The organism is Microbacterium insulae, from assembly GCF_042677065.1.
In the GTDB taxonomy this organism is placed as follows: Bacteria; Actinomycetota; Actinomycetes; order Actinomycetales; family Microbacteriaceae; genus Microbacterium; species Microbacterium insulae.
In genome coordinates this window covers 819,939-845,551 of record NZ_JBHTII010000001.1, presented here as the reverse complement: position 1 = coordinate 845,551, position 25,613 = coordinate 819,939, and the positions used below count along the sequence as shown (strand labels likewise).

General features: G+C 68.4%; 22 protein-coding genes. 12 read left to right on the top strand and 10 right to left on the bottom strand.

Annotated features, from left to right (window positions below; genetic code table 11):
- Positions 1 to 6 precede the first annotated feature (6 nt).
- From ACFQ0P_RS04045 to ACFQ0P_RS04030, 4 genes are all read left to right on the top strand, one after another.
- Positions 7 to 933, top strand: coding sequence for a glycoside hydrolase family 113 (locus ACFQ0P_RS04045; RefSeq protein WP_204980636.1), 927 nt, complete (start codon positions 7 to 9; stop codon positions 931 to 933).
- Positions 930 to 1,883: an N-acetylglucosamine kinase gene (locus tag ACFQ0P_RS04040; protein WP_204980634.1), complete on the top strand. Its 954-nt coding sequence runs from the start codon at positions 930 to 932 to the stop codon at positions 1,881 to 1,883. Before ACFQ0P_RS04045 ends, ACFQ0P_RS04040 begins: the two co-directional genes overlap by 4 nt.
- A gap of 77 nt (positions 1,884 to 1,960) precedes the next feature.
- Entirely contained in the window at positions 1,961 to 4,012 is a 2,052-nt protein-coding gene (locus ACFQ0P_RS04035) for a cellulase family glycosylhydrolase (RefSeq protein WP_204980632.1), read from the top strand.
- A gap of 91 nt (positions 4,013 to 4,103) precedes the next feature.
- Positions 4,104 to 5,141 carry a LacI family DNA-binding transcriptional regulator gene (locus ACFQ0P_RS04030; RefSeq protein WP_378771411.1) on the top strand — a complete coding sequence of 346 codons (1,038 nt, stop codon included), beginning with the start codon at positions 4,104 to 4,106 and terminating at the stop codon, positions 5,139 to 5,141.
- Between the two features lie 35 nt (positions 5,142 to 5,176).
- On the opposite strand, the gene map is transcribed toward ACFQ0P_RS04030, so the two are convergent.
- Complete coding sequence (gene map, locus ACFQ0P_RS04025; RefSeq protein ID WP_204980630.1) at positions 5,177 to 5,938, bottom strand: type I methionyl aminopeptidase; 762 nt, start codon at positions 5,936 to 5,938, stop codon at positions 5,177 to 5,179.
- Positions 5,939 to 6,000: 62 nt separating this feature from the next.
- Here map and ACFQ0P_RS04020 point away from each other — a divergent pair, with 62 nt between their 5' ends.
- Positions 6,001 to 6,270, top strand: coding sequence for a helix-turn-helix domain-containing protein (locus ACFQ0P_RS04020; RefSeq protein ID WP_204981523.1), 270 nt, complete (start codon positions 6,001 to 6,003; stop codon positions 6,268 to 6,270).
- A gap of 98 nt (positions 6,271 to 6,368) precedes the next feature.
- Here the strand turns inward: ACFQ0P_RS04020 and ACFQ0P_RS04015 are convergent, their stop codons facing one another.
- Both ACFQ0P_RS04015 and ACFQ0P_RS04010 read right to left on the bottom strand, forming a co-directional pair.
- Entirely contained in the window at positions 6,369 to 8,162 is a 1,794-nt protein-coding gene (locus ACFQ0P_RS04015; protein ID WP_204980628.1) for an ABC transporter ATP-binding protein, read from the bottom strand.
- 582 nt (positions 8,163 to 8,744) lie between these two features.
- The gene (locus tag ACFQ0P_RS04010) at positions 8,745 to 9,755 is read right to left on the bottom strand and encodes a LacI family DNA-binding transcriptional regulator (RefSeq protein ID WP_204980626.1); all 1,011 of its coding nucleotides are present in this window, start codon (positions 9,753 to 9,755) and stop codon (positions 8,745 to 8,747) included.
- 93 nt (positions 9,756 to 9,848) lie between these two features.
- Between ACFQ0P_RS04010 and rhaI the strand changes: the two genes are divergently transcribed.
- The 3 genes from rhaI (at position 9,849) to ACFQ0P_RS03995 (ending at position 14,714) form a co-directional block, all read left to right on the top strand.
- Positions 9,849 to 11,021 carry an L-rhamnose isomerase gene (gene rhaI / locus ACFQ0P_RS04005; protein ID WP_204980624.1) on the top strand — a complete coding sequence of 391 codons (1,173 nt, stop codon included), beginning with the start codon at positions 9,849 to 9,851 and terminating at the stop codon, positions 11,019 to 11,021.
- Positions 11,022 to 11,143: 122 nt separating this feature from the next.
- Positions 11,144 to 13,180 (top strand): bifunctional aldolase/short-chain dehydrogenase, encoded by a 2,037-nt coding sequence (locus tag ACFQ0P_RS04000; RefSeq protein WP_204980623.1) that lies wholly within the window; start codon positions 11,144 to 11,146, stop codon positions 13,178 to 13,180.
- Between the two features lie 175 nt (positions 13,181 to 13,355).
- Positions 13,356 to 14,714, top strand: coding sequence for a rhamnulokinase (locus tag ACFQ0P_RS03995; protein ID WP_204981522.1), 1,359 nt, complete (start codon positions 13,356 to 13,358; stop codon positions 14,712 to 14,714).
- A gap of 364 nt (positions 14,715 to 15,078) precedes the next feature.
- On the opposite strand, the gene ACFQ0P_RS03990 is transcribed toward ACFQ0P_RS03995, so the two are convergent.
- The 4 genes from ACFQ0P_RS03990 to ACFQ0P_RS03975 are packed head-to-tail and all read right to left on the bottom strand — an operon-like array spanning position 15,079 to position 18,707.
- Positions 15,079 to 15,879 carry an IclR family transcriptional regulator gene (locus ACFQ0P_RS03990; protein WP_204980621.1) on the bottom strand — a complete coding sequence of 267 codons (801 nt, stop codon included), beginning with the start codon at positions 15,877 to 15,879 and terminating at the stop codon, positions 15,079 to 15,081.
- Between the two features lie 16 nt (positions 15,880 to 15,895).
- Positions 15,896 to 16,924: a zinc-dependent alcohol dehydrogenase gene (locus tag ACFQ0P_RS03985; protein WP_204980620.1), complete on the bottom strand. Its 1,029-nt coding sequence runs from the start codon at positions 16,922 to 16,924 to the stop codon at positions 15,896 to 15,898.
- A complete protein-coding gene (locus tag ACFQ0P_RS03980) occupies positions 16,924 to 17,796 on the bottom strand; it encodes a fumarylacetoacetate hydrolase family protein (RefSeq protein WP_204980619.1) in 873 nt (290 codons plus the stop codon). Before ACFQ0P_RS03980 ends, ACFQ0P_RS03985 begins: the two co-directional genes overlap by 1 nt.
- A complete protein-coding gene (locus tag ACFQ0P_RS03975; RefSeq protein WP_204980618.1) occupies positions 17,793 to 18,707 on the bottom strand; it encodes an SMP-30/gluconolactonase/LRE family protein in 915 nt (304 codons plus the stop codon). Before ACFQ0P_RS03975 ends, ACFQ0P_RS03980 begins: the two co-directional genes overlap by 4 nt.
- A gap of 88 nt (positions 18,708 to 18,795) precedes the next feature.
- Here ACFQ0P_RS03975 and ACFQ0P_RS03970 point away from each other — a divergent pair, with 88 nt between their 5' ends.
- Together ACFQ0P_RS03970 and ACFQ0P_RS03965 are read left to right on the top strand one after the other, a co-directional pair.
- Entirely contained in the window at positions 18,796 to 20,514 is a 1,719-nt protein-coding gene (locus tag ACFQ0P_RS03970; RefSeq protein ID WP_378771403.1) for an IlvD/Edd family dehydratase, read from the top strand.
- Positions 20,515 to 20,536: 22 nt separating this feature from the next.
- Complete coding sequence (locus ACFQ0P_RS03965; RefSeq protein WP_204980616.1) at positions 20,537 to 21,280, top strand: SDR family NAD(P)-dependent oxidoreductase; 744 nt, start codon at positions 20,537 to 20,539, stop codon at positions 21,278 to 21,280.
- Between the two features lie 6 nt (positions 21,281 to 21,286).
- Here ACFQ0P_RS03965 and ACFQ0P_RS03960 read toward each other — a convergent pair whose 3' ends face one another.
- From ACFQ0P_RS03960 to ACFQ0P_RS03950, 3 genes are read right to left on the bottom strand one after another with little or no spacing between them, the layout of a single operon-like run.
- The gene (locus tag ACFQ0P_RS03960; RefSeq protein WP_204980615.1) at positions 21,287 to 21,754 is read right to left on the bottom strand and encodes a DUF3237 domain-containing protein; all 468 of its coding nucleotides are present in this window, start codon (positions 21,752 to 21,754) and stop codon (positions 21,287 to 21,289) included.
- Positions 21,751 to 22,218, bottom strand: a complete 468-nt coding sequence (locus tag ACFQ0P_RS03955; protein WP_204980613.1) for a MarR family winged helix-turn-helix transcriptional regulator — start codon at positions 22,216 to 22,218, stop codon at positions 21,751 to 21,753. The genes ACFQ0P_RS03960 and ACFQ0P_RS03955 overlap by 4 nt, the downstream gene beginning before the upstream one ends.
- The gene (locus ACFQ0P_RS03950) at positions 22,215 to 23,462 is read right to left on the bottom strand and encodes a flavin-dependent oxidoreductase (protein WP_204980612.1); all 1,248 of its coding nucleotides are present in this window, start codon (positions 23,460 to 23,462) and stop codon (positions 22,215 to 22,217) included. Before ACFQ0P_RS03950 ends, ACFQ0P_RS03955 begins: the two co-directional genes overlap by 4 nt.
- 183 nt (positions 23,463 to 23,645) lie before the next feature.
- Here ACFQ0P_RS03950 and ACFQ0P_RS03945 point away from each other — a divergent pair, with 183 nt between their 5' ends.
- Both ACFQ0P_RS03945 and ACFQ0P_RS03940 read left to right on the top strand, forming a co-directional pair.
- Positions 23,646 to 24,623, top strand: a complete 978-nt coding sequence (locus ACFQ0P_RS03945) for an ATP-binding cassette domain-containing protein (RefSeq protein ID WP_204980611.1) — start codon at positions 23,646 to 23,648, stop codon at positions 24,621 to 24,623.
- Between the two features lie 71 nt (positions 24,624 to 24,694).
- Complete coding sequence (locus tag ACFQ0P_RS03940; protein WP_378772348.1) at positions 24,695 to 25,486, top strand: ABC transporter permease; 792 nt, start codon at positions 24,695 to 24,697, stop codon at positions 25,484 to 25,486.
- Positions 25,487 to 25,613: the final 127 nt, after the last annotated feature.

Below are 25,613 nucleotides of genomic sequence, written 5' to 3'. Positions count from 1 at the left end.
TGCGGCATGACCTGGGGATGGGTCGGCGTCCCCGGCACGTGGGCGACTCCCGAAGGCGAGGCATCCATCACGTCGATGGCTGAGCACGAGGTGAACTGGACTGCCCTCGCCTACACCGGCATCCAGGACACCGCCTTCTCCACCAGCGTGCGGTACGGGGCCCCCACGGGCGTCGGGGAAGGGGAGATCACCTGGGCGATCCGGAAGGCGCACGAACTGGGCATGAAGGTCTGCCTCAAACCCGTCGTCAATGTGGCCGATGGCACGTGGCGTGCACACATCGGATTCTTCGACTGGGACGTGCCCGGCGAGCCATCGTGGACGGAGTGGTTCGACTCCTACAGCGATTTCATCCTCGACGCGGCTCGAATCGCCGAGCGCGAGAGCTGCGAGATGCTCTGCGTGGGTTGCGAGATGGTGCGATCGGATGGCCAGGAGCAGCACTGGAGGCGGCTCATCGCCCGCGTACGCGAGGTGTACAGCGGCGTCATCACCTACAACTGCGACAAGTACCAGGAAGACCGAGTCTCCTGGTGGGACGCCGTTGATGTCATTTCTTCGAGCGGCTACTACCCCGTGAACGCGTGGGAGCGCGAACTCGACCGGATCGAGGCGGTGGTCCGTTCTTCCGGCAAGCCCTTCTTCTTCATGGAAGCGGGGTGCCCCTCGCGAGTCGGGTCACCTGACCTGCCGAACGATTGGTCGCTCGTCGGTGCGCCGTCTGGCGAAGCGCAGCTCGCCTACTACCGCGAGATGTTTCGCGCGTGCCGCAACCGAGACTGGGTGGGAGGACTCATGCTCTGGGACTGGCCGGCTCAGCTGTACTCGCCGGAGGAAGCGTCCACCAACGATGACTACTGTCCCTATGGCAAACCCGCGGGGGCGTTCATGGCTGCTCAGTACGCCGAGTGGAAGTCGGTGACAACCTCGTGACGACCGTCCACCCCTACGGCGGGACGACCGTCGCGATTGATGCCGGACAGACGGGCACGAAGGTCCGCGCGCGTGACGGTGTCGAGTCCCCCGTCGAGACGCTGTACCCGGGCGTGCGGACCCACGAGCCTCTACTGCCCCAGCTGGTCGAGGTGGTGCGCGCGCAGCAGCGCGAGCTCGGCCGGCCTGTGGAAGCGGTCGCGTTCGGCGTGTCAGGGCTGACCCGCAGCCAGTCCGACGCCGGCGCGCTTCTCGCAGCGCTCGGCGATGTGGGTGCCCGGCATGTGCTGCTCGCCCACGACTCCGTCACGTCGTTCCTCGGCTCCCTCGGCGATGCTCAGGGCGCTGTCATCGCTGCGGGGACCGGTGTGGTGACGCTCGGCGTCGGATCGAACCGTATCGCGCGCGTCGACGGCTGGGGCAACATCATGGGCGACGCCGGCAGCGCCTACTGGATCGGTCGCGAGGCGCTCGAGGCAGCGATGCGCGCGCACGACGGCAGGGATGCCCCGACCGCGCTCACCGAGGCGGTGCGGGAGCGCTGGCGTGACATAGAGGACGCCTACGTCCAGTTGCAGTCGGACCCGGACCGCGTCCGCATCGTGGCGTCGTTCGCGTCGTCGGTGACCGAACTCGCCGACGTCGATGCAGCGAGTGCACAGATCAGTCTGCGCGCTGCTCGCGAACTCGCGCGTTCGGTCGTAACCGCGCTTCGCCGGGTCGAGGATCCGGCCAACCCCGACGCCGAAGAATTCGTGAGTGCCATTGGAGGAGTGTTCACGTCGCAGCGCATCTTGGGGCGCTTCGGCGAACTGGTGGCCGAGGCTCGTCCCTCAGCGCACATCGTGAGTCCACGCGGCACCGGACTCGACGGCGCAGCGATGCTCTTCGGCGTGCCGCCTCAGCATCCGCTCACCGAGCTCATCCGCGTCGCGAGACGGGATCGGTAGCGCGAGAAGGACCCGGGGTCGGGCGCCCGGGTCACGCCACCGGTGGCATGCGCCACCGCAGATCAGGAAGGTCGAAGATGACACACATTCCGCCCGACAGGGGCCGCCGCGCGGTCGCGACTCTCAGCGTCGCCGCGCTCGCCGTCGCGTTGCTGGCCGCGGCGACGCCGGCGAGCGCCGCACCGCCGCCCTCACCCTCCGCCTCGCAGTTCGTGAAGGCGCACGGAAACAAGCTGACGCTCGGGGGAAGACCGTACGAGTTCGCAGGCACGAACAACTACTACCTCGGATACAAATCGACGGGGATGGTTGACGCCGTCCTGGACGACGCCGCCGAGGCAGGGTTCGACGTGATCCGCACCTGGGGGTTCCAGGACTTCCAGTCGCCAGACGGCTCCGGATCCGTCCACCAGAACTTCGAAGGCGTCTGGTATCAGGCGTGGGATGAATCAGCCGGGAAGCCGATCGTCAACGAAGGGGCCGACGGCCTGCAGAAGCTCGACTACGTCATCGCCGCCGCACGCGAGCGCGGCATCCGGCTCATCATCCCCTTCACGAACAACTGGAACGCCTTCGGGGGAATGGACCAGTACGTCCGCTGGGCCGGACTCGACGAGCACGCCGACTTCTACACCGACGCAAGAATCCGCGGATGGTTCAAGGACTGGATCGCCACACTGCTCGATCGGACCAACTCGCTGACCGGCGTCAAGTACAAAGATGATCCGACCATCTTGGCCTGGGAGCTGGCCAACGAGCCTCGCTGCACCAGCGCCGGCGTCTACCCGGATGGCACCTGCGATACCACGACCATCACGACGTGGGCTGACGAGATGAGCCGGCACGTCAAGTCCATCGATCGCAAGCACCTGCTCGCGGCCGGCGACGAGGGCTTCTTCTGTCGGCCGGAGAACAAGTGGTCCCTCACGCAGAAGTATGGGCCCTCGGGATACGGGCCGGGATTCGGGGAGGACTGCGCCGACGGCGTCGACACCGTCGCCCTCGCATCGCTGAAGCACATCGACATGATGTCGATGCATCTGTACCCCGATCACTGGAAGACCACCACGGCGTGGGGGACGGGCTGGATCGCCGAACACGGCGCAGCAGCCGCGAAGATCGGCAAGCCGGTCTACCTCGGAGAGTTCGGGCTCGTCGACAAGGCGACGCGCATGCCGGTCTACGACGAATGGCTGCGAACGATCCGGCACTCCGGTGTCGACGGCGCGCTCTACTGGATCCTGTCCGCTGAGCAGGACGACGGCACGCTGTATGCGGATTACGACGGCTTCACCGTGTACTGCCCGAGCCCTGTCTGCACGCTCATGAGTGCGCACGCGAAGCTCGTGCCCTTCTCGCTCGCCGGTGCGAAGACGCTGCTCCAGACGATCGCCGACAACGACGCGATCACCGTGGAGCGCGATACGGCAGCCGTGGTGGACGTGCTGGCCAACGACGTGTCCCTGACGCTGCCGCTGCGAAAGAGCACGCTCGACCTCGACCCCGCGGTTCGAGGACGGCAGACGTCCGTCGCGCTGCCCGGTGGATCGCTCGCGATCACCGCTCCGGGCGTGGTCACCTACACCCCTGAGGCTGGCTTCGTCGGCAAGGTGGAGTTCCCGTACACAGTCGGAAACGGCGTGACTACGTCGAAGGCGGTCTTGACCGTCACGGTGCGTCCGGCGCCCGGGGATCCCGTCGTGCTTGCGTCATGGGAGGGCGGACTCGAGGGATGGGCTCCAGCCAACTGGCAGACCGATCCCGGCGCGCTCAATGTCGGCCCTATTGGCGCGACCGACGGGAGCGCCGCGCTCCAGGTGACGTCGAACGGAGCCTGGTTCGGGTCGCCCGCCGACAGTCCCGTCCTCGACCTATCGACGCGCACGGCGCTCGAGTTCGACATCACGACAGCGGCTGCGGGGACATCCGTCTCTGTGGCCGTGCGCTACGGCGACGCCTGGACGTGGTGCCAGTCGCCCTGGGAGTGGGTGCCGGAGAACACGACCCGGGCGGTCACCGTTCCGCTCGACGGGTTCGGATGCGATGCATCCAGCCTCACGGCGGTGCATGACGTGCTGATCTTCTTCAACGCGGGTCAGTTCGCGATCGATCGCCTCACCGTGAAGTAGACCGGGGCGGATGCCGGGGGTCGCCCGAGTCCCGGCATCCGCCTCTTCCTCGCTTCGCGCAAGAGCGCACACACGGGCATAGGGTTCAAAGGTGTCCACCTCAGGTCTGCCCAGCAGTCGCGTGACGATCAGTGACATCGCCCAGCGGGCCGGCGTCTCGATCGGGGCCGTATCGTTCGCGCTGAACGGACGCAAGGGCGTATCGGAGGAGACGCGCGAGCGTGTCCTGAAGATTGCCAACGAGCTCGGCTGGGCGCCAGCCAGCGCGGCGAGATCACTGGCGGAGGCGCGCACCGAGACCTTCGGGATGGTACTCGCCCGAGATCCACGCAATCTCGGTGTCGAGTCCTTTTACATGCAGTTCCTCGCAGGGCTCGAGGTCGAGCTCGCCCGCCGCTCCTACGGCCTGTTACTGCAGGTCGTACCCTCGCGCGCGGATGAGCTCGCCGCGATGGAGAAGTGGCGCCGCTCTCGACGCGTGGACGGCGTGCTGCTCGTGGACGTCGCCACGGATGATCCCCGGATCGCGTTGTCGACGCAGCCCGGCGCGCTGCCCGTTCTTGTTGTGGCGGATCCGTCCGTCGCGGGCGGCCTACCGTGTGTGTGGACGGATGACGCGACCTCTATGCGCGAGGCCTTGCGCTATCTCGCCGGGCTCGGCCATCGCGACGTGGTCCGTGTGGCCGGCCTCGACTCGCTCGCGCACACTCGAATTCGGGACGATGCCTTCCTCGACGAGGCGAGGCAACTCGGACTCGACGTCGCGATCCTCAGGACCGACTATTCACCTGAACTTGGCGCGAGTGTGACGCGACAGGCGCTGAATTCGGCGACCCGGCCCACGGCCTTTGTCTACGACAATGACGTTATGGCGGTCGCCGGGCTGACGACAGCGATGGAGCTGGGTCTTCGAGTCCCCGATGATGTTTCGATAGTCGCGTGGGACGACTCCGTACTGTGCGAGCACACTTTCCCGAAGCTGACCGCTCTCAGCCATGATGTGGTCGCCTTCGGCTCTCATGTTGCGCGCCGGCTCTTCGACGTCGTCGATGGGACCGGTTCCGGCGCCTTCCTCGACTCCACGCCCAAGCTCACCGTCCGCGGGTCTACTGGCCCGCCGCCGCGCTGACCCACGCGCCTCCGCGAGAGGGGCAGTCCGGAGTGCTACTCGGTCAGCACGAGGGGTCCGTCCTCCGTGATCGCCAGGGTGTGCTCGGTGTGGGCCGCGCGGCTCCCATCAGCCGATCGCACGGTCCAGCCGTCGGGGTCCATCCGGATCCGCGAGGTCGTCTCGGCCCACCACGGCTCGAGCGCGATCACCATACCGGGGCGTAGGCGGTAGCCGCGGCCGGGTCGTCCGTCGTTCGGAATGTGTAGATCGCCGTGCATCGTGCGCCCTACGCTGTGGCCTCCGAACTTGAGGTTTACCGGGTAGCCCGCGGATGCGGCGACCGCACCGATCGCGGCCGAAAGATCGCCGATGCGGTTGCCGGGCACTGCAGCCGCGATCCCGGCTGCGAGGGCCTCCCGGGTCGATCGAATCAGCTTCTCGTCGCTCTGATTGCTCTCGCCGACGACCCTCGTAACGGCTGCATCGGCCACCCAGCCGTTGATCGACACCGCGAAGTCCAGGCTCAGCACGTCGCCGTCTTGCAGCCGGTAGTCGTGCGGTAGTCCGTGTTGAGCGGCGTCGTTGACAGAAGTGCAGATCACATTGCGGAAGGGCCCGTTGCCGAAGGACGGCGCGTAGTCCCAGTAGCACGAGACGGCCCCGCGTGCGTCGATTTCGCGACGCGCGGCGTGCTCGATCTCGAGCAGGTTCATTCCCACCTCGGCTCGGGCTGAGAGGGAGGCGAGGGTGTCGCGGACAAACGCACCCGCCGCGCGCATCTCATCGATCTGGGCGGGGGTATGCAACTCGATCATGCCGGTATAATAATATGAACGAACGGTATGAAAATACCACAAGCTCAAAGGACCCCGACATGATGGTGCGCGCCCCGCTCACGCCGGAGCAGCTTGAAGCCGGCCGTCGGCTCGGTGAGACGCTCCGTCGGGCCCGTGGAGTCCGGACGTTGAACGAAGTCGCCGCGCAGGCAGGGCTCTCGCCCGAGACGTTGCGCAAGATCGAGACCGGCAGGCTCCCCAGTCCAGCATTTGGCACCGTTGCGGCGCTCGCGCTCACACTGAATCTTTCACTCGACGCGCTCGCGCTTGAATGGGCGGGAGCATCCACCGCGGAGGCCCGCGGAGCCTGATCCCTGTCGGCAACCTACGCACCGACAGTTTGCCGAAGAGCTTGTCGGGGACGGAACTGTGACAGCGCGATGAGCCCGACGCGACACTTGGCGCAGACTTAACCGGATGTGGCGAGTCGCGCGTAGAGCCCCCCGCGTGCGATGAGGGAGTCGTGATTCCCGACCTCGGCGAGGCGGCCACTCTGCAAGACCACGATCCTGTCGGCTCTGCGTATCGTCGACATGCGGTGCGCCACGATGAGAGTCGTCCGACCGTGGCGTGCCCGATCGAGTGCAGCCGTGACCCGCGACTCTGAAATCGGGTCGAGAGCGCTCGTCGCCTCGTCCAACACCAGGATGCGAGGCCGGCGCACCAACGCACGGGCAATGGCTAGACGCTGACGCTGGCCGCCAGACAGAGACGACCCCCGCTCGCCGACGATGGTGTCCAGACCCGCGCCGCCGTCGTGCAGGATGTCGAGGGCATCGGCTTCTTCCAGGGCGGTGAAGATGTCCTCGTCGCTGAGATGAGGCGTCCCGTAGGCGACGTTGTCGCGCACCGTCCCCGCGAGGAGCGCGACCTCCTGTGGCACGATCGAGATGTGTGACCGGAAGGATCGTCGGTCCAGTGACTGCATGTCGCGGCCGTCTATGAGAACGGACCCGGACTCGGGGTTGACGAAACCAAGCGCAGCGTTCAGCAGTGTGGACTTTCCGGATCCCGAAGCGCCGACGAACGCAACCGTCTCACCAGGGGCGATGCGGAGATTGATCCGGTCCAATGCGGGAGTCTCCGCCGGCGAATACCGCACGACGACATCCCTGAACTCGACACAGCCGTCTACGCGCTCCACCGGCAACTTGCCCTCATCATCCTCGACGTCTAGTTCCTCTGCGACGTCCGAGAGTGACCTGACAGCATCGAGCCCTCGCGCGAAAATCGGGGTGACATTGAGCAACATCACGATCGAGCTCGTGAGCAGCCCGAAATAGGTGCTGAGCAGGACGACCTGGCCGGCAGAGATGGGGAAAATCTGCGACACGGCAAGCAGAGCGGCGGAGACCAGGCACAGCAGACCGAGTACCTGGTAGGAGAGCCATGACAGCGCACTAAATCGCCCATTGAGGAGGTCGAGATCGCGGCCGACCTGACGCACCGAATCTGCATGCCAGGCCACTCGCTCCGTCGCAACGTCCTCCAGACCGTGCCCCCTCGTGATCGGCATGAGGGCTGCCATCTCACTGACTTGGGCAGAGAGGCGTTCGACCTCGGAGCGGAAGGCCTCGTTCCGGGCGGAAGCGCGCCGCCTGATGAAAGCTACGAGCGCTGCGGCGACCGGTATGGCAAGTAGGAAGACCGCAACAAATGGAGGGACGGAGATGGCCGTGATGACGATCGCGCCCACCACCGTCGCGCAAGCAGAGACCACCGTGGGGAGTACCTGAGCAAGCATGAGCTCGAGGCTCTCCACGTCTCTCACGATCTTTGTCTGGACCAGCGAGGCGCTCTGCCGATTGTGAAAGCCGAGCGAGAGTCGCTGGAGTCTCGAGGCCAGTCCTGTCCGCACGGCGTAGGCAAGCGTTCGAGTCGAACTGCTGCTGAGGCGAACGAAGATCATCGTGAACGGGTAGTTCAAGGCCAGCACCGACAAAGCCACAGCGCCCCATGCCGCAATTCGCCAGGCTGGGCCGCCCGCGACGACGATGTCGATGATCGCAGCCGTGACGGGTGGCAGCACCCACACTGGGCTGTCCTTAATGACGAACGCCACCACCGCGAACGCCATCTTCTTGCGGTGCGGGTGCAGAAGACGGAGGAGTGACCTGAGGGGCTGGTCGCGGCGGACGCTACTCGCGAACGCGGACTCGCTGTCGCGGTGCGCCCGGTCTGTCGCTCTGCGTCGATCCGTCATGAATCCAATGCTAAAGCGCTTTATGCCTGAGGTAGATCTGCTATTGCGTCCATTGGCGCAACGCGTTCAGTTCGATCTCGTCGGGACGGATGTTGAAACGGGCGAGTCGGCAACGTCGTCGTCCGCTCTGCCGCAGCAGGTTCGTTTTCTGACGACGTGACGAAGGCCAGGATGCCCCATGAGTAGTTCGAATCGTCGATCCGTAGCGGCGAGGATCGCGAGCCCCGATTTGGCTTCTGGCGGCAACATCCGCGGGAACAATCGAGTGTGGCTCGACGCACGTTCGAGAACTCGAACCGTTGATTTCATGCGGTTCTGTGACCTGATGTGATCCGGTGACCACATCCCGTATGCGTTCACATCCCACCGTCGCCGTCAGAAATCGGCGTTTCGTGGCTGAACGGGGCGGTTTCCGTTCTCGCCGTGTTCCCGCCCGCCGTCCCACGCCTTGTCATTGACCCGTGAAGCCGTACTCCCATGCAGACCCTTCCGCGCACCGGCACGCACGGGACCTGCTGACTCAACTCCGATGCGGGGTGATGGTCGGTGCTAGACGGTTCAGCGTCCGGATCAGATGCTCCATCATTGCTGACGCGCAGCGGTCGACTGCCGCACGATGAGTTCGGGAGGAAAGACCACCTGGTCCACCCCTGCTCCGTCGTCGATCTCCGCGAGAAGCAGATCTACCGCTCGTCGGCCGATGAGCTCGCTGGGTTGGCGGATCGATGACAGGGGGACGACGGCGGCCGAGGCGAAGTCGATGTCGTCGTAGCCGATGATCGCGATGTCATCGGGGACCGTGATGGAACCCAGCATGACGAGGGCCTGGAGCACTCCGACGGCGAGCAGGTCGTTCGCGGCGAAGACGGCGTCGGGGCGGTCGCCGGGCTTGCGCCCCCGGAGACGTTCGCCTGCAGCGCGGCCCTCAAGGACGGTTAGGGCGGTCGCCTCGATCACCTCGAGCGAGGCATCCCGTTCCGACTCCACCGCGCGACGCGCGCCGGCGAGCCGGTCCGTCACCTGGCGCGTGGTCAGCGGCCCGCCGACGAAGGCAATGCGGCGTCGGCCGGTGTCGAGCAGGTGGCGCGCGGCGAGGTAGCCGCCGCCGACGTCGTCCACGGCGACGGACGAGAACTCGCCGCTGTCGCTGGGGCGATCGACGAGCACGACGGGGATGCCTCGGGCTCGAAGGCGCGCGAGCCGTGTCGAGACGTCGTCGACCGGCGTGATGAGCACCCCCTGCACGCGCTGTTCCTCGAAGAGGTCGAGGTACCGCGTCTCGCGCGACTCGTCGTCGTCGCTGTTCCCGAGCAGGATGGCGAGGTCGCTCTCGGCGGCGCGCCGCTCGGCGCCGCGGGCGACATCGGTGAAGAACGGATTGCCGACGTCCAGCACCACAAGGCCGATACTGCGACTGCGTCCCGCCCTTAGTTGGCGGGCGGCGTCGTTGCGGACGAAGCCGAGCTCGTCGATCGCCGCCTGGACGCGCTGCACGGTCGCTGCCGAAACCTTGTCGGGCCGATTGAGCACGTTGGAGACCGTGCCCACCGACACCTGCGCGAGCGCGGCGACATCCTTGACGCTGATCGACATCCCGACCTCTGCTTCCGACCCGGTTGGAGTTGCGTGAAACGATACAGGGCGCTATTGTTTGAAACGATTCATAACCGCTTGGAGACCTCGACGATGAGTACGGCAACGCTTCCCCCCGAAATCCTGAACCAGCTTGCCGGCCAGGGCATCGAGCTCCCGTCGTGGGCGTTCGGCAACTCGGGTACCCGCTTCCGCGTGTTCACCACTGCGGGGACCCCGCGCGATCCCTTCGAGAAGATCGCGGATGCCGCGAAGGTGAATGAGTTCACCGCGCTCGCCCCGAGCGTCGCGCTGCACATCCCGTGGGACAAGGTCGACTCGTACGACGAGCTGCGCGACCACGCCGAGGGCCTGGGCGTGAAGCTGGGCACGATCAACTCGAACACGTTCCAGGACGAGGACTACAAGTTCGGAGCCCTGACGCACGCCGACGACCGCATCCGCCAGAAGGCGATCGATCACCACTTCGAGTGCATCGACATCATGCACGCGACCGGCTCGCGCGACCTGAAGATCTGGCTCGCCGAGGGTTCGAACTATCCCGGACAGAACGACATGCGCGCCCGCCAGGACCGCCTTGCCGACTCGCTGCAGCAGATCTACGCGCGCCTCGGCGACGAGCAGCGTCTCGTGCTGGAGTACAAGTTCTTCGAGCCGGCCTTCTATCACACGGATGTCCCGGACTGGGGAACCTCGTACGCTCAGGTGGCCGCGCTCGGCGATAAGGCGATGGTGTGCCTTGACACCGGGCACCATGCGCCGGGGACCAACATCGAGTTCATCGTCATGCAGCTGCTGCGCCTCGGGAAGCTCGGCTCGTTCGACTTCAACTCGCGGTTCTACGCCGACGACGATCTCATCGTGGGCGCGGCCGACCCGTTTCAGCTGTTCCGCATCCTGTTCGAGGTGATTCGCGGCGGCGGGCTCAACAACCCCGACGTGGCGTTCATGCTCGACCAGTGCCACAACATCGAGGACAAGATCCCCGGCCAGATCCGCTCGGTCCTCAACGTGCAGGAGATGACCGCTCGGGCACTGCTCGTCGACCGGGATGCCCTCGCCGCAGCGCAGGCCGCCAACGACGTGCTCGGCGCCCAGGCAGTGTTCATGGACGCGTTCTACACCGACGTGCGCCCGGCGCTCGCGGCCTGGCGTGAGGATCGCGGGCTTCCGGCCGACCCGATGGCTGCGTACGCGGCATCCGGCTACCAGGAGCAGATCGCGGCGGATCGCGTCGGCGGCACCCAGGCCGGCTGGGGCGCCTGACCCACTCCCGAAACCCGTCGAGGCCACTTCTGTGCGAGACAGCCAGGGCGTTCGCCCCCATCTCGCACAAAACTGTCTCTCGCTGGCCGAGACTTTCCCGCTCCACTCGACGAAGGAACCTCATGACGAACCCGACAGCTGCCGAGCTGATCGCGCGGTCGAACCGCCTCGGCGCCGACCCGAAGAACACGAACTACGCCGGCGGCAACACGTCCGCCAAGGGCACGGGGACCGACCCGGTCACGGGCGAACCGCTCGAACTGCTGTGGGTCAAGGGCTCGGGCGGCGATCTCGGCACCCTGACTGAGTCGGGCCTCGCCGTTCTGCGTCTGGACCGCCTGCGCGCGCTCGAGAACGTCTACCCCGGCATCGAGCGCGAGGACGAGATGGTCGCCGCGTTCGACTACTGCCTGCACGGCAAGGGCGGTGCGGCGCCGTCGATCGACACCGCCATGCACGGACTGGTGGATGCCGCGCACGTCGACCACCTCCACCCCGACTCGGGCATCGCGATCGCGACCTCCGCCGACGGGGAGGAGCTGACGGCGAAGATCTTCGGCGACCGCGTCGCCTGGGTGCCGTGGCGCCGCCCGGGCTTCCAGCTCGGCGTGGACATCGCCGCGATCAAAGCGGCGAATCCCCGGGCGGTCGGGTGCATCCTCGGCGGCCACGGCATCACGGCGTGGGGCGACACCTCGGACGAGGCCGAGTCGAATTCGCTGTGGATCATCCAAACCGCGGCGAACTACATCACCGAACACGGCAGGCCCGACCCCTTCGGCGCCGCGCGCCCGGGCTTCGAGGCGCTGCCCGAGACCGAGCGGCGTGCGAAGGCCGCCGCGCTGGCCGCGACGATCCGAGGACTTGCCTCGACCGACAAGCCGATGGTCGGCCACTTCTCCGACGCCCCGGTCGTCACCGACTTCCTCGCCTCCGAGAAGGCGCCGGCCCTCGCGGCCCTCGGCACGAGCTGCCCCGACCACTTCCTGCGCACCAAGGTCAAGCCGCTGATTCTCAACCTTCCGGCAGACGCGACGGTCGAGGCATCCATCGAGCGCCTGCGCGAACTGCACGCCGAGTACCGCGCCGACTACCAGTCCTACTACGACGCGCATGCCACCGCCGACAGCCCCGCGATCCGCGGCGCCGACCCGCTCATCGTGCTGGTCCCCGGCGTGGGCATGTTCTCGTACGGCGCGAACAAGCAGACCGCTCGCGTCGCAGGCGAGTTCTACATCAACGCGATCAACGTGATGCGCGGTGCCGAGGCCCTGTCGACCTACACGCCCATCAGCGACGCCGAGAAGTTCCGCATCGAGTACTGGGCGCTCGAAGAGGCCAAGCTGCAGCGGATGCCCAAGCCCAAGACCCACCAGGGCCGCATCGCGTTCGTCACGGGCGCGGCCTCCGGCATCGGCAAGGCCATCGCGACCCGCCTGGCCGCTGAGGGCGCGTGCGTCGTGGTCGCCGACCTGGACCTGGAGAAGGCGCAGGCAGCCGCCGCCGAACTCGGCAATACGGATGTCGCGATCGGCGTCGCCGCGAACGTCGCCGACGCCGCAGGCGTCCAGGCCGCGATCGACGCGACCCTGCTCGCGTTCGGCGGCATCGACCTCGTGGTGAACAACGCCGGCCTGTCGCTGTCCAAGCCGCTGCTGGAAACCACCGAGAAGGACTGGGACCTGCAGCACGACGTCATGGCCAAGGGCTCGTTCCTCGTGTCGAAGGCGGCCGCGAAGGCCCTCATCGAGCAGGGGATGGGCGGTGACGTCATCTACATCTCGTCGAAGAACTCCGTCTTCGCCGGCCCCAACAACATCGCCTACTCCGCCACCAAGGCCGACCAGGCCCACCAGGTGCGGCTGCTCGCGGTGGAACTGGGCGAGCACGGCGTGCGCGTGAACGGCATCAACCCCGACGGCGTGGTGCGGGGCTCGGGTATCTTCGCGGCCGGCTGGGGCGCGAACCGCGCCGCCACGTACGGCGTCAAGGAGGAGGACCTGGGCCAGTTCTACGCGAACCGCACGATCCTCAAGCGCGAAGTCGTGCCCGAGAACGTCGCCGACGCGGTGTACGTCCTCACCGGTCCCGAGCTCTCGCGCACGACGGGCCTGCACATCCCCGTGGACTCGGGCGTCGCGGCCGCCTTCCTGCGATGAGTGGCCCGACACTTCCCCGCCGAGACCGCACGGTCTCGCCGAGACCGCACCTGGTCCACGCGAACAGCGGGGTCAGTCGGCGAGACCGCGCTCTCTCGACGAACGCGAGCGCGCAGTGAGCTCGACCGGCGGGGTCGTCGCTGCCGTCGATCTCGGCGCGACCAGCGGGCGCGTCATGCTCGGATACGTCGGCGATGGGATGCTGCGCCTCGAGGCGGTCTCGCGGTTCCCCAACGGCCCGGTGGCCGGGCCCGATGGCCTGCACTGGGACTTCACGGCGCTCTACCGGCACGTGGTGGACGGGCTCCGCGAAGCCATCGCCCGCGAGCCGGAGCTGACGAGCGTCGGCATCGACTCGTGGGCCGTCGACTACGGCCTGGTCGTGGGCGGCGAGGTGTCGGGGGAGCCGTTCCACTACCGGGACGACCGCACCGTCCGGGGCGTGGAGCAGGTGCACGCCGTCGTCCCGTTCGATGAGCTCTACCGCCGCAACGGTCTGCAGTTCCTGCCGTTCAACACGCTGTACCAGTACGTGACCGAATGCGGCCTCGCCGATGCGGATGTCGCGCTCCTCGTGCCCGACCTCGTTGCCTTCCTCCTCACCGGAGCACAGGTCGCCGAGCGCACCAACGCATCGACCACGGGGTTGCTGGACGTGCGCACGGGGGAGTGGGACCTCGAGCTGGCCGAGCGCCTGGGCATCCCGGCATCCGTGCTCCCGCGCCTCATCGACCCGGGCGCCTCCCTCGGCACCCTAAGGGGAGCGGCGCGCGAGCGTGTGGGTGCCCCGCTCGAGGTCATCGCAGTCGGATCGCACGACACCGCTTCGGCCGTCGTGGCGGTTCCGCTCAGCTCGCCGAACGCGGCGTTCATCTCGTGTGGCACGTGGGGCCTGGTCGGCGTGGAGCTGCAAGAGCCCGTGCTGACCGATGCTGCGCGGGCCGCCAACTTCACCAACGAAGGCGGCGTCGACGGACGGGTCCGCTTCCTCCACAACGTCACCGGGCTGTGGCTGCTGAGCGAGTCGGTGCGCGCGTGGGAAGCAGAGGACGGTACGGCGATCGACCTTCCCGAGCTCCTGGAGGCCGCGGCATCCGTCTCCGGCGACATCCCCACTTTCGACGCCAACGATCCTCGGCTCTCGGCGCCCGGCGACATGCCCGCTCGCATCACGGCCGTCCTCGAGGAGACCGGCGCTGGAACGCCGACCTCTCGCGCGGCGTTCGCACGCACGATCGTGGAGAGCATCGCGCAGGCGTTCGCCTCGGCCGTCGCCACCGCCGGCCGACTCACCGACCGCGAGATCGATGTCATCCACGTCGTCGGCGGCGGCGCGCTGAACCGGCTGCTCTGCCAGGCGACCGCGCACCGGGCGGGTCTCCCCGTGCTGGCTGGGCCTGTTGAGGCGACCGCCATCGGCAACGTGCTGGTGCAGGCGCGCACGCACGGCTGGTTCGGGCCGGATGCCTCGCTCGAAACGCTCCGGGAAGGCGTCGCCGCAGCCTTCCCTCCGATCAGATACGAGCCGCGGTAGCTGCACCGAGTCGCAGCCCGGATCAAAGGGCGGCACGCCGACCGGTGAGAACAAGAGCGGGAACAAACGAGGTGAAACGAGTGCGACTCGATCGTGTCCCTGAGACATTCGAGCGTTGATTTCATGCGGTTCTGTGACCTCAGGTAGTCCGTGTGACCTGATCCCGTATGGGTTCAAATCCCACCGTCAGGGCGGCCGCGCCCGCGCTCCCGTCGTGCCCGGTCCGCGCAACAGCAGCCATCGCCTGATCGAGGACGTTCCACCGGCGACGGGCAGGACCAGCTCGTCGCGATGCAGCAGGCATCCAGACGCGAGCTGCTGAGCGCCTCCATTCAGCGCGACGAACCGCCGACCCGCGGCTGCCCTACCCGAGTGCCCGCGGTCCGAGGTGCCGGCTGATGGCATCCGTGATCTGGGGGACGGCCGCTTCGAGGCGTTCGAGGGGGGTGCGGAAGCTGACCGCACTCACGCTGACGGCGCCGGTCGGAGTTGCGGAGCCGTCGAGGAACACGGGCACGGCGACGCAGTTGATGCCGACCTCGTTCTCCTGGTCGTCGATCGCATAGCCGCGGCGGCGCGTGGTCTGCAGCTCGGCGAGCAGCGCCTGCGGCGTCGTGCGGGTGTGCTCGGTCTTCTGCTCGAGCGGAAACGAGCCCACCCACTCCCCCACCTCTTCGAGGGTGCCCAGCCGCGAGCTGAGGAGCATCTTGCCGACCGCCGTGCGGTAGGCCGGGTTGCGGCCGCCGACGACCGAGGTCAGCCGAACGGCGCCCTGGGGCGGATCCATCTTGGCCCGGTAGACGATGTCTCTGCCGGAGAGGACGGCGTAGTGCGCGGTTTCTCCGAAGGTCGTGGCCAGCTCTTCGAGCAGCGGCTGCAGGCGCGCGGTCTCCGGCCGGCCGTCCAGGTTGCGGAAGGCGAGGCGGAGGAACTCGTCGCCGAGCACATAGACGCCGCGTCCGGTCATGTCGGCCAACCCCGCTCGGCGAAGGGTCGCGAGCGCCCGGTGGACTGTTGGCTTGGAGCTTCGCAGCGTGCCGGCCAGTTCGTCGAGGGTGACTCCGAGTGGATGCTCCGCAAGCTCGGTCAGCACCGCGATGACGCGGTCCGCGCCGACCAGCTTCTCCTCGGCGGGAGGCTCGGCATCCGTCAGCTGATCAGTCATCGCGCATCTCTTCTCGTCAACCCCGGGCGCGCGGATCGACGTGCACCTTGGGGCCGGGACCCGCGTTCGCGCCCCGTCGTCCTTCGAACCGGGCCGGGACGTCTTCCAGTGACACGACCTCGCTCACGAGCGCGTCGGGCACGACCGATCCGGCGGCGAAATGCTCGATCGCCCCCGCGAGTCCGGGCGAGGCGGAGAGGATGCCGACCGCGGTGATGTCCTTGAGCGCGATGTCGCGAGTGTCGACGAGGCTCGGTGTCGAAGAGAGGCCGATGTAGACGACGCGGCCGGCGGGCTTCGCGAGCCGGACCGAGAGCGCCGGCATCCGGTCGTTGCTCGTCGCCTCGATGACGGCGTCGAACCTGTCCGACTCCGACGCCGCGAGCTCATCGAGCTGCCACGTGTGCGGCACGCCGAGGGACTGCGCCAGCGCGAGCGATCCCTCGCGGACGCCGCCGACGTGCACCTCGGCGCCTTCCGCGAGGGCGAACTGCGCCGCGAGGAGGCCGATCGTGCCCGACCCCAGCACGAGGACTCTCTGCCCCTCGCGGACGGCGGCCGCGCGAACAGCCCGTAAGGAGTTGCCACCCGGCTCGACCAGTGCGGCGGCTGCGAGACTGACGTGGCCGGGGATCTCGAAGGCGAAGCGCGAGGGAATCAGGACCTTCTCGGCGAGTGCGCCGGCCCACGAGCCGCGGATGCCGACCTCGGCCCGATGCGGGCACACGTGCTGGTTCCCCGCCCGGCAGTACTCGCACTGTCCGCAGCCCAGCATCGTGTCGCCCGTGATCCGCTTGCCCAGCCATTCGTCGTCCGCGGCGTCGCCGACGGCAACGACACGTCCGGTCCACTCGTGACCGAGCCGGATCGGGAAGCTCGTGTGCCCCTGCTCGATGTACGCCATCTCGCCCGTGTACAGCTCCACGTCGGTACCGCAGATCCCGACGCGCTCGACGTCGACGAGCAGCTCGCCGGGAGCGGGGACCGGGTCGGGAACCTCCTGGACGGACGCCTGGCGCGGCGCCGTGACGACGAGAGCACGCATCAGCCGACGGCGGCGGGGTGCGCGACGACGCGCTGGGTCTGTGTGCCGAGGCGCGTGATGCCGAGGGTCATCGTCTCGCCGCCGCGCAGGAACACCTGCGGGGACCGGCCCATGCCCACCCCCGGGGGAGTCCCGGTGTTGATGAGGTCGCCGGGTTCGAGGGCGAGGAACTGGCTGAGGTAGTGCACGATGAAGGCGGGACTGAAGATCATCGTGGAGGTCGAGCCGTCCTGCCGGCGCGTGCCGTCGATGTCGAGCCACATGTCGAGGTCGAGCACGTCGCCGATCTCGTCGGGCGTCACCAGGTAGGGTCCCGCCGGGTTGAAGGTCGGCGCGGACTTGCCCTTGGACCACTGACCATTGCGCTCGAGCTGCCACTCGCGCTCGCTCACGTCGTTGACGAGGACGTATCCCGCGATGGATGCCTCGGCCTCGGTCTCGTCCGCCAGGTAGGACGAGTGCCGCCCGATCACGATGCCGAGCTCCACCTCCCAGTCGGTCTTGTGCGACCCGCGCGGAATGAGCACGTCGTCGTCGGGTCCGACGAGAGTGTTCGGGGCTTTCGTGAAGAGGATGGGCTCGGTCGGAACCGCCTGCCCCGTCTCGGCGGCGTGGTCGCGGTAGTTGAGACCGATGCAGAGGATCTGGTGGGGACGAGCGATCGGCGCGCCGAATCGGCGGTCGCCCACCGGCTCGGTGCGCCCCGCGGACACGCGGTCGGCGACGATGGTCGCCAGGGAGGCGAGCGCGCCGGAGGCGAAGAAGGCCTCGTCGAAGTCGGGCGTGACATCCGACAGGTCCACGAAGACGTCGTCGTCGACGAGGACTCCGGGGGTTTCGGTGCCTGCGGGGCCGAGGCGGACGAGTCTCATCTGGATGCTTCTTTCTGCTGGTGCCAGTAAGGGGTGGTCGTGTCGCCGAGCCAGGCCGGGGCAGGAAGCCCCGCTGCCTCGACGTCGGCCAGGAAGACGGCGCCGGACTGGTCGCTCCAGGAGGCGAGACCCTCCTGGGCCGTGGTGATCGCGAGGATGTCGAGATCGGCGCCGACGAACGCCGGACACGAGACCTGAGAGGCATCGACGGTCACGATGTCGAGGAGCTCGCCGGTCGGAGCGTGGCGACGCACGCACCCGCCGCCCCACTGCGCGATCCACAGCGAGCCGTCGGCGCTGACGGTGAGCCCGTCGGGGTGGTGGGGGAGGTCTTCGAGCACCACCGCCCACGGCTCTTCGTGGTCGAACACGCCCTCGCCGTAGGAGTGCTCCGACACGGTGTTGGCGAGGGTGTCGACGTGATAGATCGTCGCACCGTCGGGCGAGAACGCGACGCCGTTCGAGAGGCGCAGGCCATCGCGCAGTGTCTCGACGGTACCGTCGGGCGCGATCCGCAGCAGCACCTCGGTGCCGGTCTCGTCACCCAGCGCCAGGGTGCCGACGACGAACCGGCCGTGCGGGTCCACGGCGCCGTCGTTGAGGCGCACGTTCCGCCGATCGCCGAGCAGGTCGGGGCCGATCGAGACATCGCCGGTCGGCGAGACGGTGGCGAGGCCCCGCGCCGCGGCGAGCAGAAGGCCGCCGTCGCTCGCGAGCGCGACGGCGCCGACGGTCTGTCCGAGGCGGATCGCGCCGATGTCCTCGATCCGATCGCCGCTCAGACGGCCCGCGAGAACCTCGCCCTTCCAGATGTCCACCCAACGCACCACGTCGGCGGCAGCGTCGAAGATGACCCCCTCGGCGAGCTCGAACATCGCGGGGGTTGCAGGGAGGGAAGCGAACGTCGTCATCGACCCTGGTCTCGATCTGCATCCGCGGCTTGTGCCATAATTCTGAATGTTAGCGCAGCGTTCAGTTTGTTGGAAAATGAGGTCGACGGTGAATCAGCTTCGAAGCGCCGACTGGTACGCCGGAAGCGATCGGAACGCGTACATCCACCGGGCCTGGATGCGCCGCGGTCTTCCCGAGGACGCCCTGGACGGGACGAGGCCCCAGATCGCGATCGCCAACACCGCTTCCGACCTCACCCCCTGCAACATGCACCTCACCGAGGTCGCCGAGAGCGTCAAGCAGGGCGTGTGGGCAGCCGGGGGAGTGCCCTACAACCTCCCCGTCGTGTCGCTCGGCGAGACCCAGGTGAAGCCGACCGCCATGCTGTGGCGCAACATGGCGGCGATGGCGATGGAGGAGATGTTCCGCGCGAACCCGATCGACGGGCTCGTGCTTCTCGGCGGATGCGACAAGACGATTCCCGCGCTGCTGATGGCCGCGGCATCCGTCGACATCCCCGCCGTGGTCGTACCCGGCGGTCCGATGATGACCGGCCACTTCCGAGGGGAACCTCTCGGCTGCGGGACGGATGTCTGGCGCCTGAGCGAAGAGGCCCGGGCCGGGACGATCTCGAGGGCGCAGTTCCTGCAGTCGGAACAGTCCATGATCCGCGGCAAGGGGCACTGCAACACGATGGGGACGGCATCCACCATGGCGGTCGTGGCAGAAGCGCTCGGCATGACCATCCCCGGATTCGCCGGGACACCCGCCGCGGACGCCCGGCTCCTCTCGCTGTCGCACGACACGGGCCGGCTGATCGTGGACATGGTCGCGGCAGGGCGCCGGCCCAGCGACATCATGACGAAGGATGCCTTCCTCAACGCGATCATCGCCGTCGCCGCGGTGGGCGGGTCCACGAACTCCGTCGTGCACCTCCTGGCGATCGCCGGACGACTCGGGCTCGACCTGACGCTCGAGGACTTCGACGCCGCCGGCGCGGGCGTTCCGGTCATGGCGAACCTGCAGCCCAGCGGGCAGTACCTGATGGACGATCTCTACCGCGCCGGCGGACTGCTCGCGGTGCTCTCCCAGGTGAAGGATCTGTTCCACCCGGAGCCCCTCACCGTGACCGGCAGGCCCTTCGTGGACTCGCTCGGCGAGCATCCTGTCTACGACGACACCGTGATCCTGCCGCGCGACGCGCCGCTGATGGACGACGCCGGCATCGCCGTGCTGCGCGGCAACCTCGCCCCCCGCGGCGCGATCATCAAGCCGTCGGCGGCCACCCCGGAGCTGCTCCAGCACGTCGGGCCGGCGGTCGTGTTCGATTCGATCGAGGACATGCGCGCCCGCATCGACGATCCCGGCCTGGAGGTCACCGCCGACTCTGTCCTGGTGCTGCGCGGCTGCGGGCCCCGCGGCTACCCGGGAATGCCCGAGGTCGGAAATATGCCGCTCCCGCGCAAGCTGCTCGAACAGGGTGTGCGCGACATGGTGCGCATCAGCGACGCTCGAATGAGCGGCACGGCATACGGCACCGTCATCCTGCAGGTCGCGCCCGAGGCGGCCGCGGGCGGACCGCTCGCGTTCATCCGTACGGGCGACATCGTCACCGTCGACGTCGAGAACCGCGTCCTCAGCTTCGAGGTCTCCGACGAGGAGATGCAGTCGCGCTCGCAGACGCCCGCCAGCGAGGCTGCCTACGCCGCGCCCCAGCGCGGCTGGGCCAAGGTGTACGTCGACCACGTGATGCAGGCCGACACCGGGGCCGACCTGGACTTCCTGGTCGGCTCGAGCGGCGACGCGGTGAGCCGTGAATCGCACTGACCCGACCCACCGAAGGAGAGAGATGTCCGAGTTCGACGGAGCAGTCGCGGTCGTGACGGGCGGTGCGAGCGGCATCGGTGCCGCCACGGCAGCCCTTCTGGCCGGACGCGGCGCACGCGTGGCGGTCCTGGACCGGAGCACCGACGGCGTGCCCGACGCGATGTTCGCCGCTGCCTGCGACGTGACCGATGCCGACCAGGTGGATGCCGCGGTCGCCGCGGTCGCCGCGCACTTCGGCGGGATCGACATCGTGATCAACAACGCCGGCATCGGCGCAGCGGGCGACATCGCCGCGAATGACGACGCCGAGTGGCGGCGCGTCCTGGACGTCAATGTGATCGGCATCGCCCGCGTGACCCGCGCCGCGCTGCCCCACCTCAGGGAGTCCTCGCGCGCGGCGATCGTGAACACATGCTCGGTCGTCGCGATGGTCGGCGTGCCCGACCGCGCGCTCTATTCGGCGAGCAAGGGCGCGGTGGCCGCGCTCACGCTGGCGATGGCCGCGGACCACGTCCGTGAGGGAATCCGCGTCAACGCGGTCACACCGGGGACCGCCGACACCCCGTGGGTGGGACGGCTCCTGGATGCGGCCGACGATCGGGATGCCGCGGCATCCGCTCTTCGCGCCCGCCAGCCGATGGGTCGCCTGGTGACGGCCGAGGAGGTCGCGCACGCGATCGTCTATCTCGCTTCGCCGCTGTCTTCATCGACGACCGGCACGCTGCTGGCCGTCGACGGCGGGATGGCCGGCATCCGAGGGAAGTGATCCGCCTCACGTCACGCGATAGGCGGTGTACCGGACCGATGCCGCCTCGCGGACGCAGGACGCGACGAAGATCGCGTGCTCGAGATCGGCGTGCGCCGGAGCGGAGGTCTCGATCCGCACGGACGTGCGGAAGTAGTAGGCGTCGGGGGCCACGCTCTCGCCCGCGAGCAGGGCGGCGAGGACGTCCGGCGGACCGCTGCGCACCCCCGCGACTTGAAGGTAGAGCAGCTCACCCGCTGACGTGCGCGCCGAGTAGCGGCCGTCGATCTCGAGTGCGCCGTCCGGCCGGACGACCTGCCAGTCCGCACCGCCCGGCAGGATCGTCGCCTCGAGGGCGCCCGAGATCTCACCGCCGACGATCGGGATGACTCGCCGGTGACCGGCCCGCGTGATTCCGTAGTCGTCGAGAGGGCCGAGGCGTACGACGACGTCGAACGCGGGGGCCAGGCCGGGCACCGCGGGTGGGGCGCTCACGACGCCGCCTCGGCGCGCGCGGCGGCGCGCTGTGCGACCAGGACGTCCCGCAGCCGCTCGAGAGCGGGGACGGCTTGCTCGAGGGCGGTCAGGTCTTCGGCGGAGAGGGATGCCGCGGCATCCGCCACGATCGCCTCCGAGGCGCGGTCGAAGCGCTCGAAGTAGCCGAGCGCTTTCGCCGAGGCGACGACATCGACCTGGCGGCGATCGTCGGAGCGCGGCCTTCGTGCGACCAGGCCCGCCCGCTCCATGCTCGCCAGAAGGTTGCTGACGGTCGAGCGGCGGAGGCCGAGCGCGTCGGCGAGGCCGCTCGGAGAGGCGACGGTGCCGTGGGGCAGCGCGCGGACGACTTCGACCTGCGCGTCGGGGATGTCGGGCAGGCCCTCGCGCTCGCGGGCAGCGGCCAGCAGTGCCCGGCGGAGCGGGGAGATGACGGCCGCGAGCCGGCCGGCGTCGAAACTCACGACGCCCGCCGCGCCGTCAGCGACCGGCGGTCGTTGAGCACGTCGGGGTGGAAGCCGGCGGCGCGTTTGTAAGCGGCGGCGATCTCGGCCAGCTCATCGGCGGGGATCACGTCGTGCACGTCGTCGAAACCGCCGGGCGCGCGTTCGTACGCGAGCTGCATGACCCGCTCCGGGCCGGTCTGGCGGGTCATCTCGAGCAGCCTCGCCGTCACAGGGCGGCGGTCGGCTTCGTAGGCGGCGAGCGCGTCGGCCGGCGTGGTCGCGGTTGCGAGATGGTAGGCGAGGGTGCGTGCGTCGAGGATGGCCTGCGAGCCGCCGTTCGAACCGTTCGGGTACATCGCGTGCGCCGCGTCGCCGAGGAGCGTGGTGCGGCCGAACGTCCACTGCGGAAGGGCGTCGCGGTCGACCATCGGATACTCGAGGATCTCATCTGCCGCGGCGATCGTGGCGGGCACGTCGAGCCAGTCGAACCGCCAGTCGGCGAACAGCTCGACGATCGGCGCAGGATCGACCGCACGGTTCCAATCGACGTCGGGCGAACCGGCGCTGCGCCGCTCTGCGATGAAGTTCACGCGCGCTCGGCCCGCGGTATCCGGTGCCGACAGCGGGTACGCGACGAACTTCTGCTCGCCGTCGCCGGCCATGATCATCGTGCGGCCATCCAGGTAGGTCGGGACCACCGCGGTGCCTCGCCACAGCGTCAGCCCGCTCCACACGGGTCCGCCGTCGTCGGGGAACAGCTGCGCCCGCACCGAGGAGTGGATGCCGTCGGCGGCGACGATCACGTCGGCCTCGAGCTCGACCGGTCCGGAGGGGGTCTCGAATCGAGCGACGTCGACGTCACCGCCGCTCACGATCTCGATCAGACGGTGGTCCGTGCGCACCACGTCGCCGAGGCGTTCCTGGACGGCCGCGAGAAGCGCGAGCTGCAGACCTCCGCGATGCACGGACTGCTGCGGCCACCGATAGCCCGCTTCCAGGCCCCGGGGCTCCGTCCAGATCGGCTGACCGTACCGGTTGAAGTAGCTCAGCGCGCTCGGCGCGACCCCGAGCGCCGCGATGCGCTCCGCGAGCCCGAGCTCGGTCAGCTCCCGCATCGCGTGCGGGAGCAGGTTGATGCCCACCCCGAGTCCGCGGATCTCGGAGACCCGCTCGTACACGGCAATGTCGCGGAATCCCGCCGCCTCAAGGCTGAGAGCAGTGGCCAACCCGCCGATGCCGGCGCCGACGATGGCGATACGCATGTGAACCTCTCCCCGCGACTCCGGCGTCGCGCTGTCCACATAGTTTTGTGTATGAATTATTAGGAGTCAAGCCGTGTCTGTTCGGCTGCGCCTTACGCGCCCGGAGTCCGGAACCACCGCCACCGCTGACGATCGGGCTCCCCGCCGAGCCGACCCCCCTGCGCGCGCCGCTAGCATTCAGCCATGGCCTACATCGAGGCGCACGATCTCGTCAAGACGTACCAGCCGAAGGGGGCGCCCGAGGTGCGCGCGCTCGACGGGCTCAGCCTCGAGGTGCCGCAGGGGACCGTGACGGCCCTGCTGGGTCCGAACGGCGCCGGCAAGACCACCACGGTGAAGGTGCTGACCACCCTCATCCAGCCCGACTCGGGGAGCGCGCGCATCGCGGGGATCGACGTGATCGCCGATCCCCAGCGAGTGCGGCGGATGAGCGGGGCGAGCGGGCAGTACGCCGCGGTCGACGAGAACCTCACCGGCTTCGAGAACCTGCTCATGGTCGGACTGCTCTACCACCTGGGGCGCAAGCGCGCGGCCCAGCGCGCTCGTGAGCTCATCGAGCTGTTCGACCTCGTCGAAGCTCAGAACCGTCCGGTGAAGGGCTTCTCCGGTGGGATGCGGCGGCGCATCGATCTCGCCGGGGCGCTCGTGATCAATCCGCCCGTCCTGTTCCTGGACGAGCCCACCACGGGTCTCGATCCGCGGAGCAGGCTGGCGCTGTGGGACGTCATCGAATCGCTCGTCGGCGGCGGGACGACCGTCCTGCTCACCACGCAGTACCTCGAGGAAGCGGACCGCCTGGCCGATTCCATCTCGATCATCGACAACGGGAAGGTCATCGCCGAGGGGACCGCGGACGAGCTGAAGTCCTCGGTGGGCGGACAACGCGTCGCCATCACGCTCGTCGACCCCGCGGACGCGCCGGCGGTCCGCGGCATCCTCGAGCGTGTGGGCACCGGACCCGTCACGGTCGATGGGGACCGCACGCTGGTGGTCCCGGTGTCGGACGGTGCCGACGCACTCGTCCACATCATGGCCGACGTCGGAAGCGCGGGCGTCCTGCTCCACGACGCCGGGATGCGGCGCCCCACCCTGGATGACGTCTTCCTGCAGCTCACCGGCCACGCCGCCGAGAGCTCGGCCGACGAGGAGGAAGCCGCGTGACCACCACCCGCGCCACCCGCGACGAGAGCCCGTCCTCCCAGGCGACGCTCGAGCCCGAGGCGGGGACCCCGATCAGTCGCTTCCTCTCCGACGGATACGTGACGACCTGGCGGAACATCAAGAAGATCGTCCGGGTTCCCGACATCCTCGTCTTCACTCTGATCCAGCCGATCATGTTCGTCCTGCTGTTCACGTTCGTCTTCGGCTCGTCGATCCAGGTCCCCGGCGAGAACTACACGTCCTTCCTCATGGCGGGCATCTTCGCCCAGACGATCGTGTTCGGATCGACCTACTCGGGCTCGGCGATGGCGCAGGACCTCAAAGACGGCATCATCGACCGGTTCCGCACGCTCCCGATGAACGGGTCGGCGGTGCTGGTGGGACGCACGCTCGGCGACCTCGTGATCAACTTCCTCTCGCTCGTGGTCATGATGCTCACCGGCTTCCTCGTCGGCTGGCGCGTCGAGTCGGGGGTCGTCGGATTCCTCGCCGGCGTGGCACTGCTGCTGCTGTTCTCGTACGCGTTCTCGTGGGTGATGAGCTTCCTCGGGCTGAGCGTGAGGAGCCCCGAGGTCATCAACAACGCCTCGTTCCTCATCCTCTTCCCGCTCACATTCATCTCGAACGCTTTCGTGCCGAGTGAGAACCTCCCCGGGCCCCTTCAGGTCTTCGCCGAGTGGAACCCCGTCTCGGCGCTGGTGCAGGCGGCACGCGAACTGTTCGGCAACATCCCCGCGAATGCGCCGACCCCCGATGCGTGGCCGCTGCAGCACCCCGTCCTCTACGTCCTCGGCTTCGCGGTCGTCATGCTCGTCGTCTTCGTGCCGCTGTCGGTGCGGCGCTTCGCCCGCCTCAGCCGCTGAGCCGCTGAGCCGCTGAGACGCTGAGACGCTGAGCGCGGTCGTCCTTCGTCCGGACCGAACCACGACGACCCGCGAGGTGCGCGAAAGTCGCCCTTGACGACGGCCGGTCGACAGGTCGATAATCTTC

Excerpts from the sequence above, each read along its gene's own strand:
- ACFQ0P_RS04045 (WP_204980636.1), top strand. The coding sequence starts at position 7 with ATGACCTGGGGATGGGTCGGCGTCCCCGGCACGTGGGCGACTCCCGAA.
- ACFQ0P_RS04035 (WP_204980632.1), top strand. The coding sequence starts at position 1,961 with ATGACACACATTCCGCCCGACAGGGGCCGCCGCGCGGTCGCGACTCTC.
- map (WP_204980630.1), bottom strand. The coding sequence starts at position 5,938 with ATGATCGAGTTGCATACCCCCGCCCAGATCGATGAGATGCGCGCGGCG.
- ACFQ0P_RS04020 (WP_204981523.1), top strand. The coding sequence starts at position 6,001 with ATGGTGCGCGCCCCGCTCACGCCGGAGCAGCTTGAAGCCGGCCGTCGG.
- ACFQ0P_RS04015 (WP_204980628.1), bottom strand. The coding sequence starts at position 8,162 with ATGACGGATCGACGCAGAGCGACAGACCGGGCGCACCGCGACAGCGAG.
- ACFQ0P_RS04010 (WP_204980626.1), bottom strand. The coding sequence starts at position 9,755 with ATGTCGATCAGCGTCAAGGATGTCGCCGCGCTCGCGCAGGTGTCGGTG.
- rhaI (WP_204980624.1), top strand. The coding sequence starts at position 9,849 with ATGAGTACGGCAACGCTTCCCCCCGAAATCCTGAACCAGCTTGCCGGC.
- ACFQ0P_RS04000 (WP_204980623.1), top strand. The coding sequence starts at position 11,144 with ATGACGAACCCGACAGCTGCCGAGCTGATCGCGCGGTCGAACCGCCTC.
- ACFQ0P_RS03995 (WP_204981522.1), top strand. The coding sequence starts at position 13,356 with ATGCTCGGATACGTCGGCGATGGGATGCTGCGCCTCGAGGCGGTCTCG.
- ACFQ0P_RS03990 (WP_204980621.1), bottom strand. The coding sequence starts at position 15,879 with ATGACTGATCAGCTGACGGATGCCGAGCCTCCCGCCGAGGAGAAGCTG.
- ACFQ0P_RS03985 (WP_204980620.1), bottom strand. The coding sequence starts at position 16,924 with ATGCGTGCTCTCGTCGTCACGGCGCCGCGCCAGGCGTCCGTCCAGGAG.
- ACFQ0P_RS03980 (WP_204980619.1), bottom strand. The coding sequence starts at position 17,796 with ATGAGACTCGTCCGCCTCGGCCCCGCAGGCACCGAAACCCCCGGAGTC.
- ACFQ0P_RS03975 (WP_204980618.1), bottom strand. The coding sequence starts at position 18,707 with ATGACGACGTTCGCTTCCCTCCCTGCAACCCCCGCGATGTTCGAGCTC.
- ACFQ0P_RS03965 (WP_204980616.1), top strand. The coding sequence starts at position 20,537 with ATGTCCGAGTTCGACGGAGCAGTCGCGGTCGTGACGGGCGGTGCGAGC.
- ACFQ0P_RS03950 (WP_204980612.1), bottom strand. The coding sequence starts at position 23,462 with ATGCGTATCGCCATCGTCGGCGCCGGCATCGGCGGGTTGGCCACTGCT.
- ACFQ0P_RS03945 (WP_204980611.1), top strand. The coding sequence starts at position 23,646 with ATGGCCTACATCGAGGCGCACGATCTCGTCAAGACGTACCAGCCGAAG.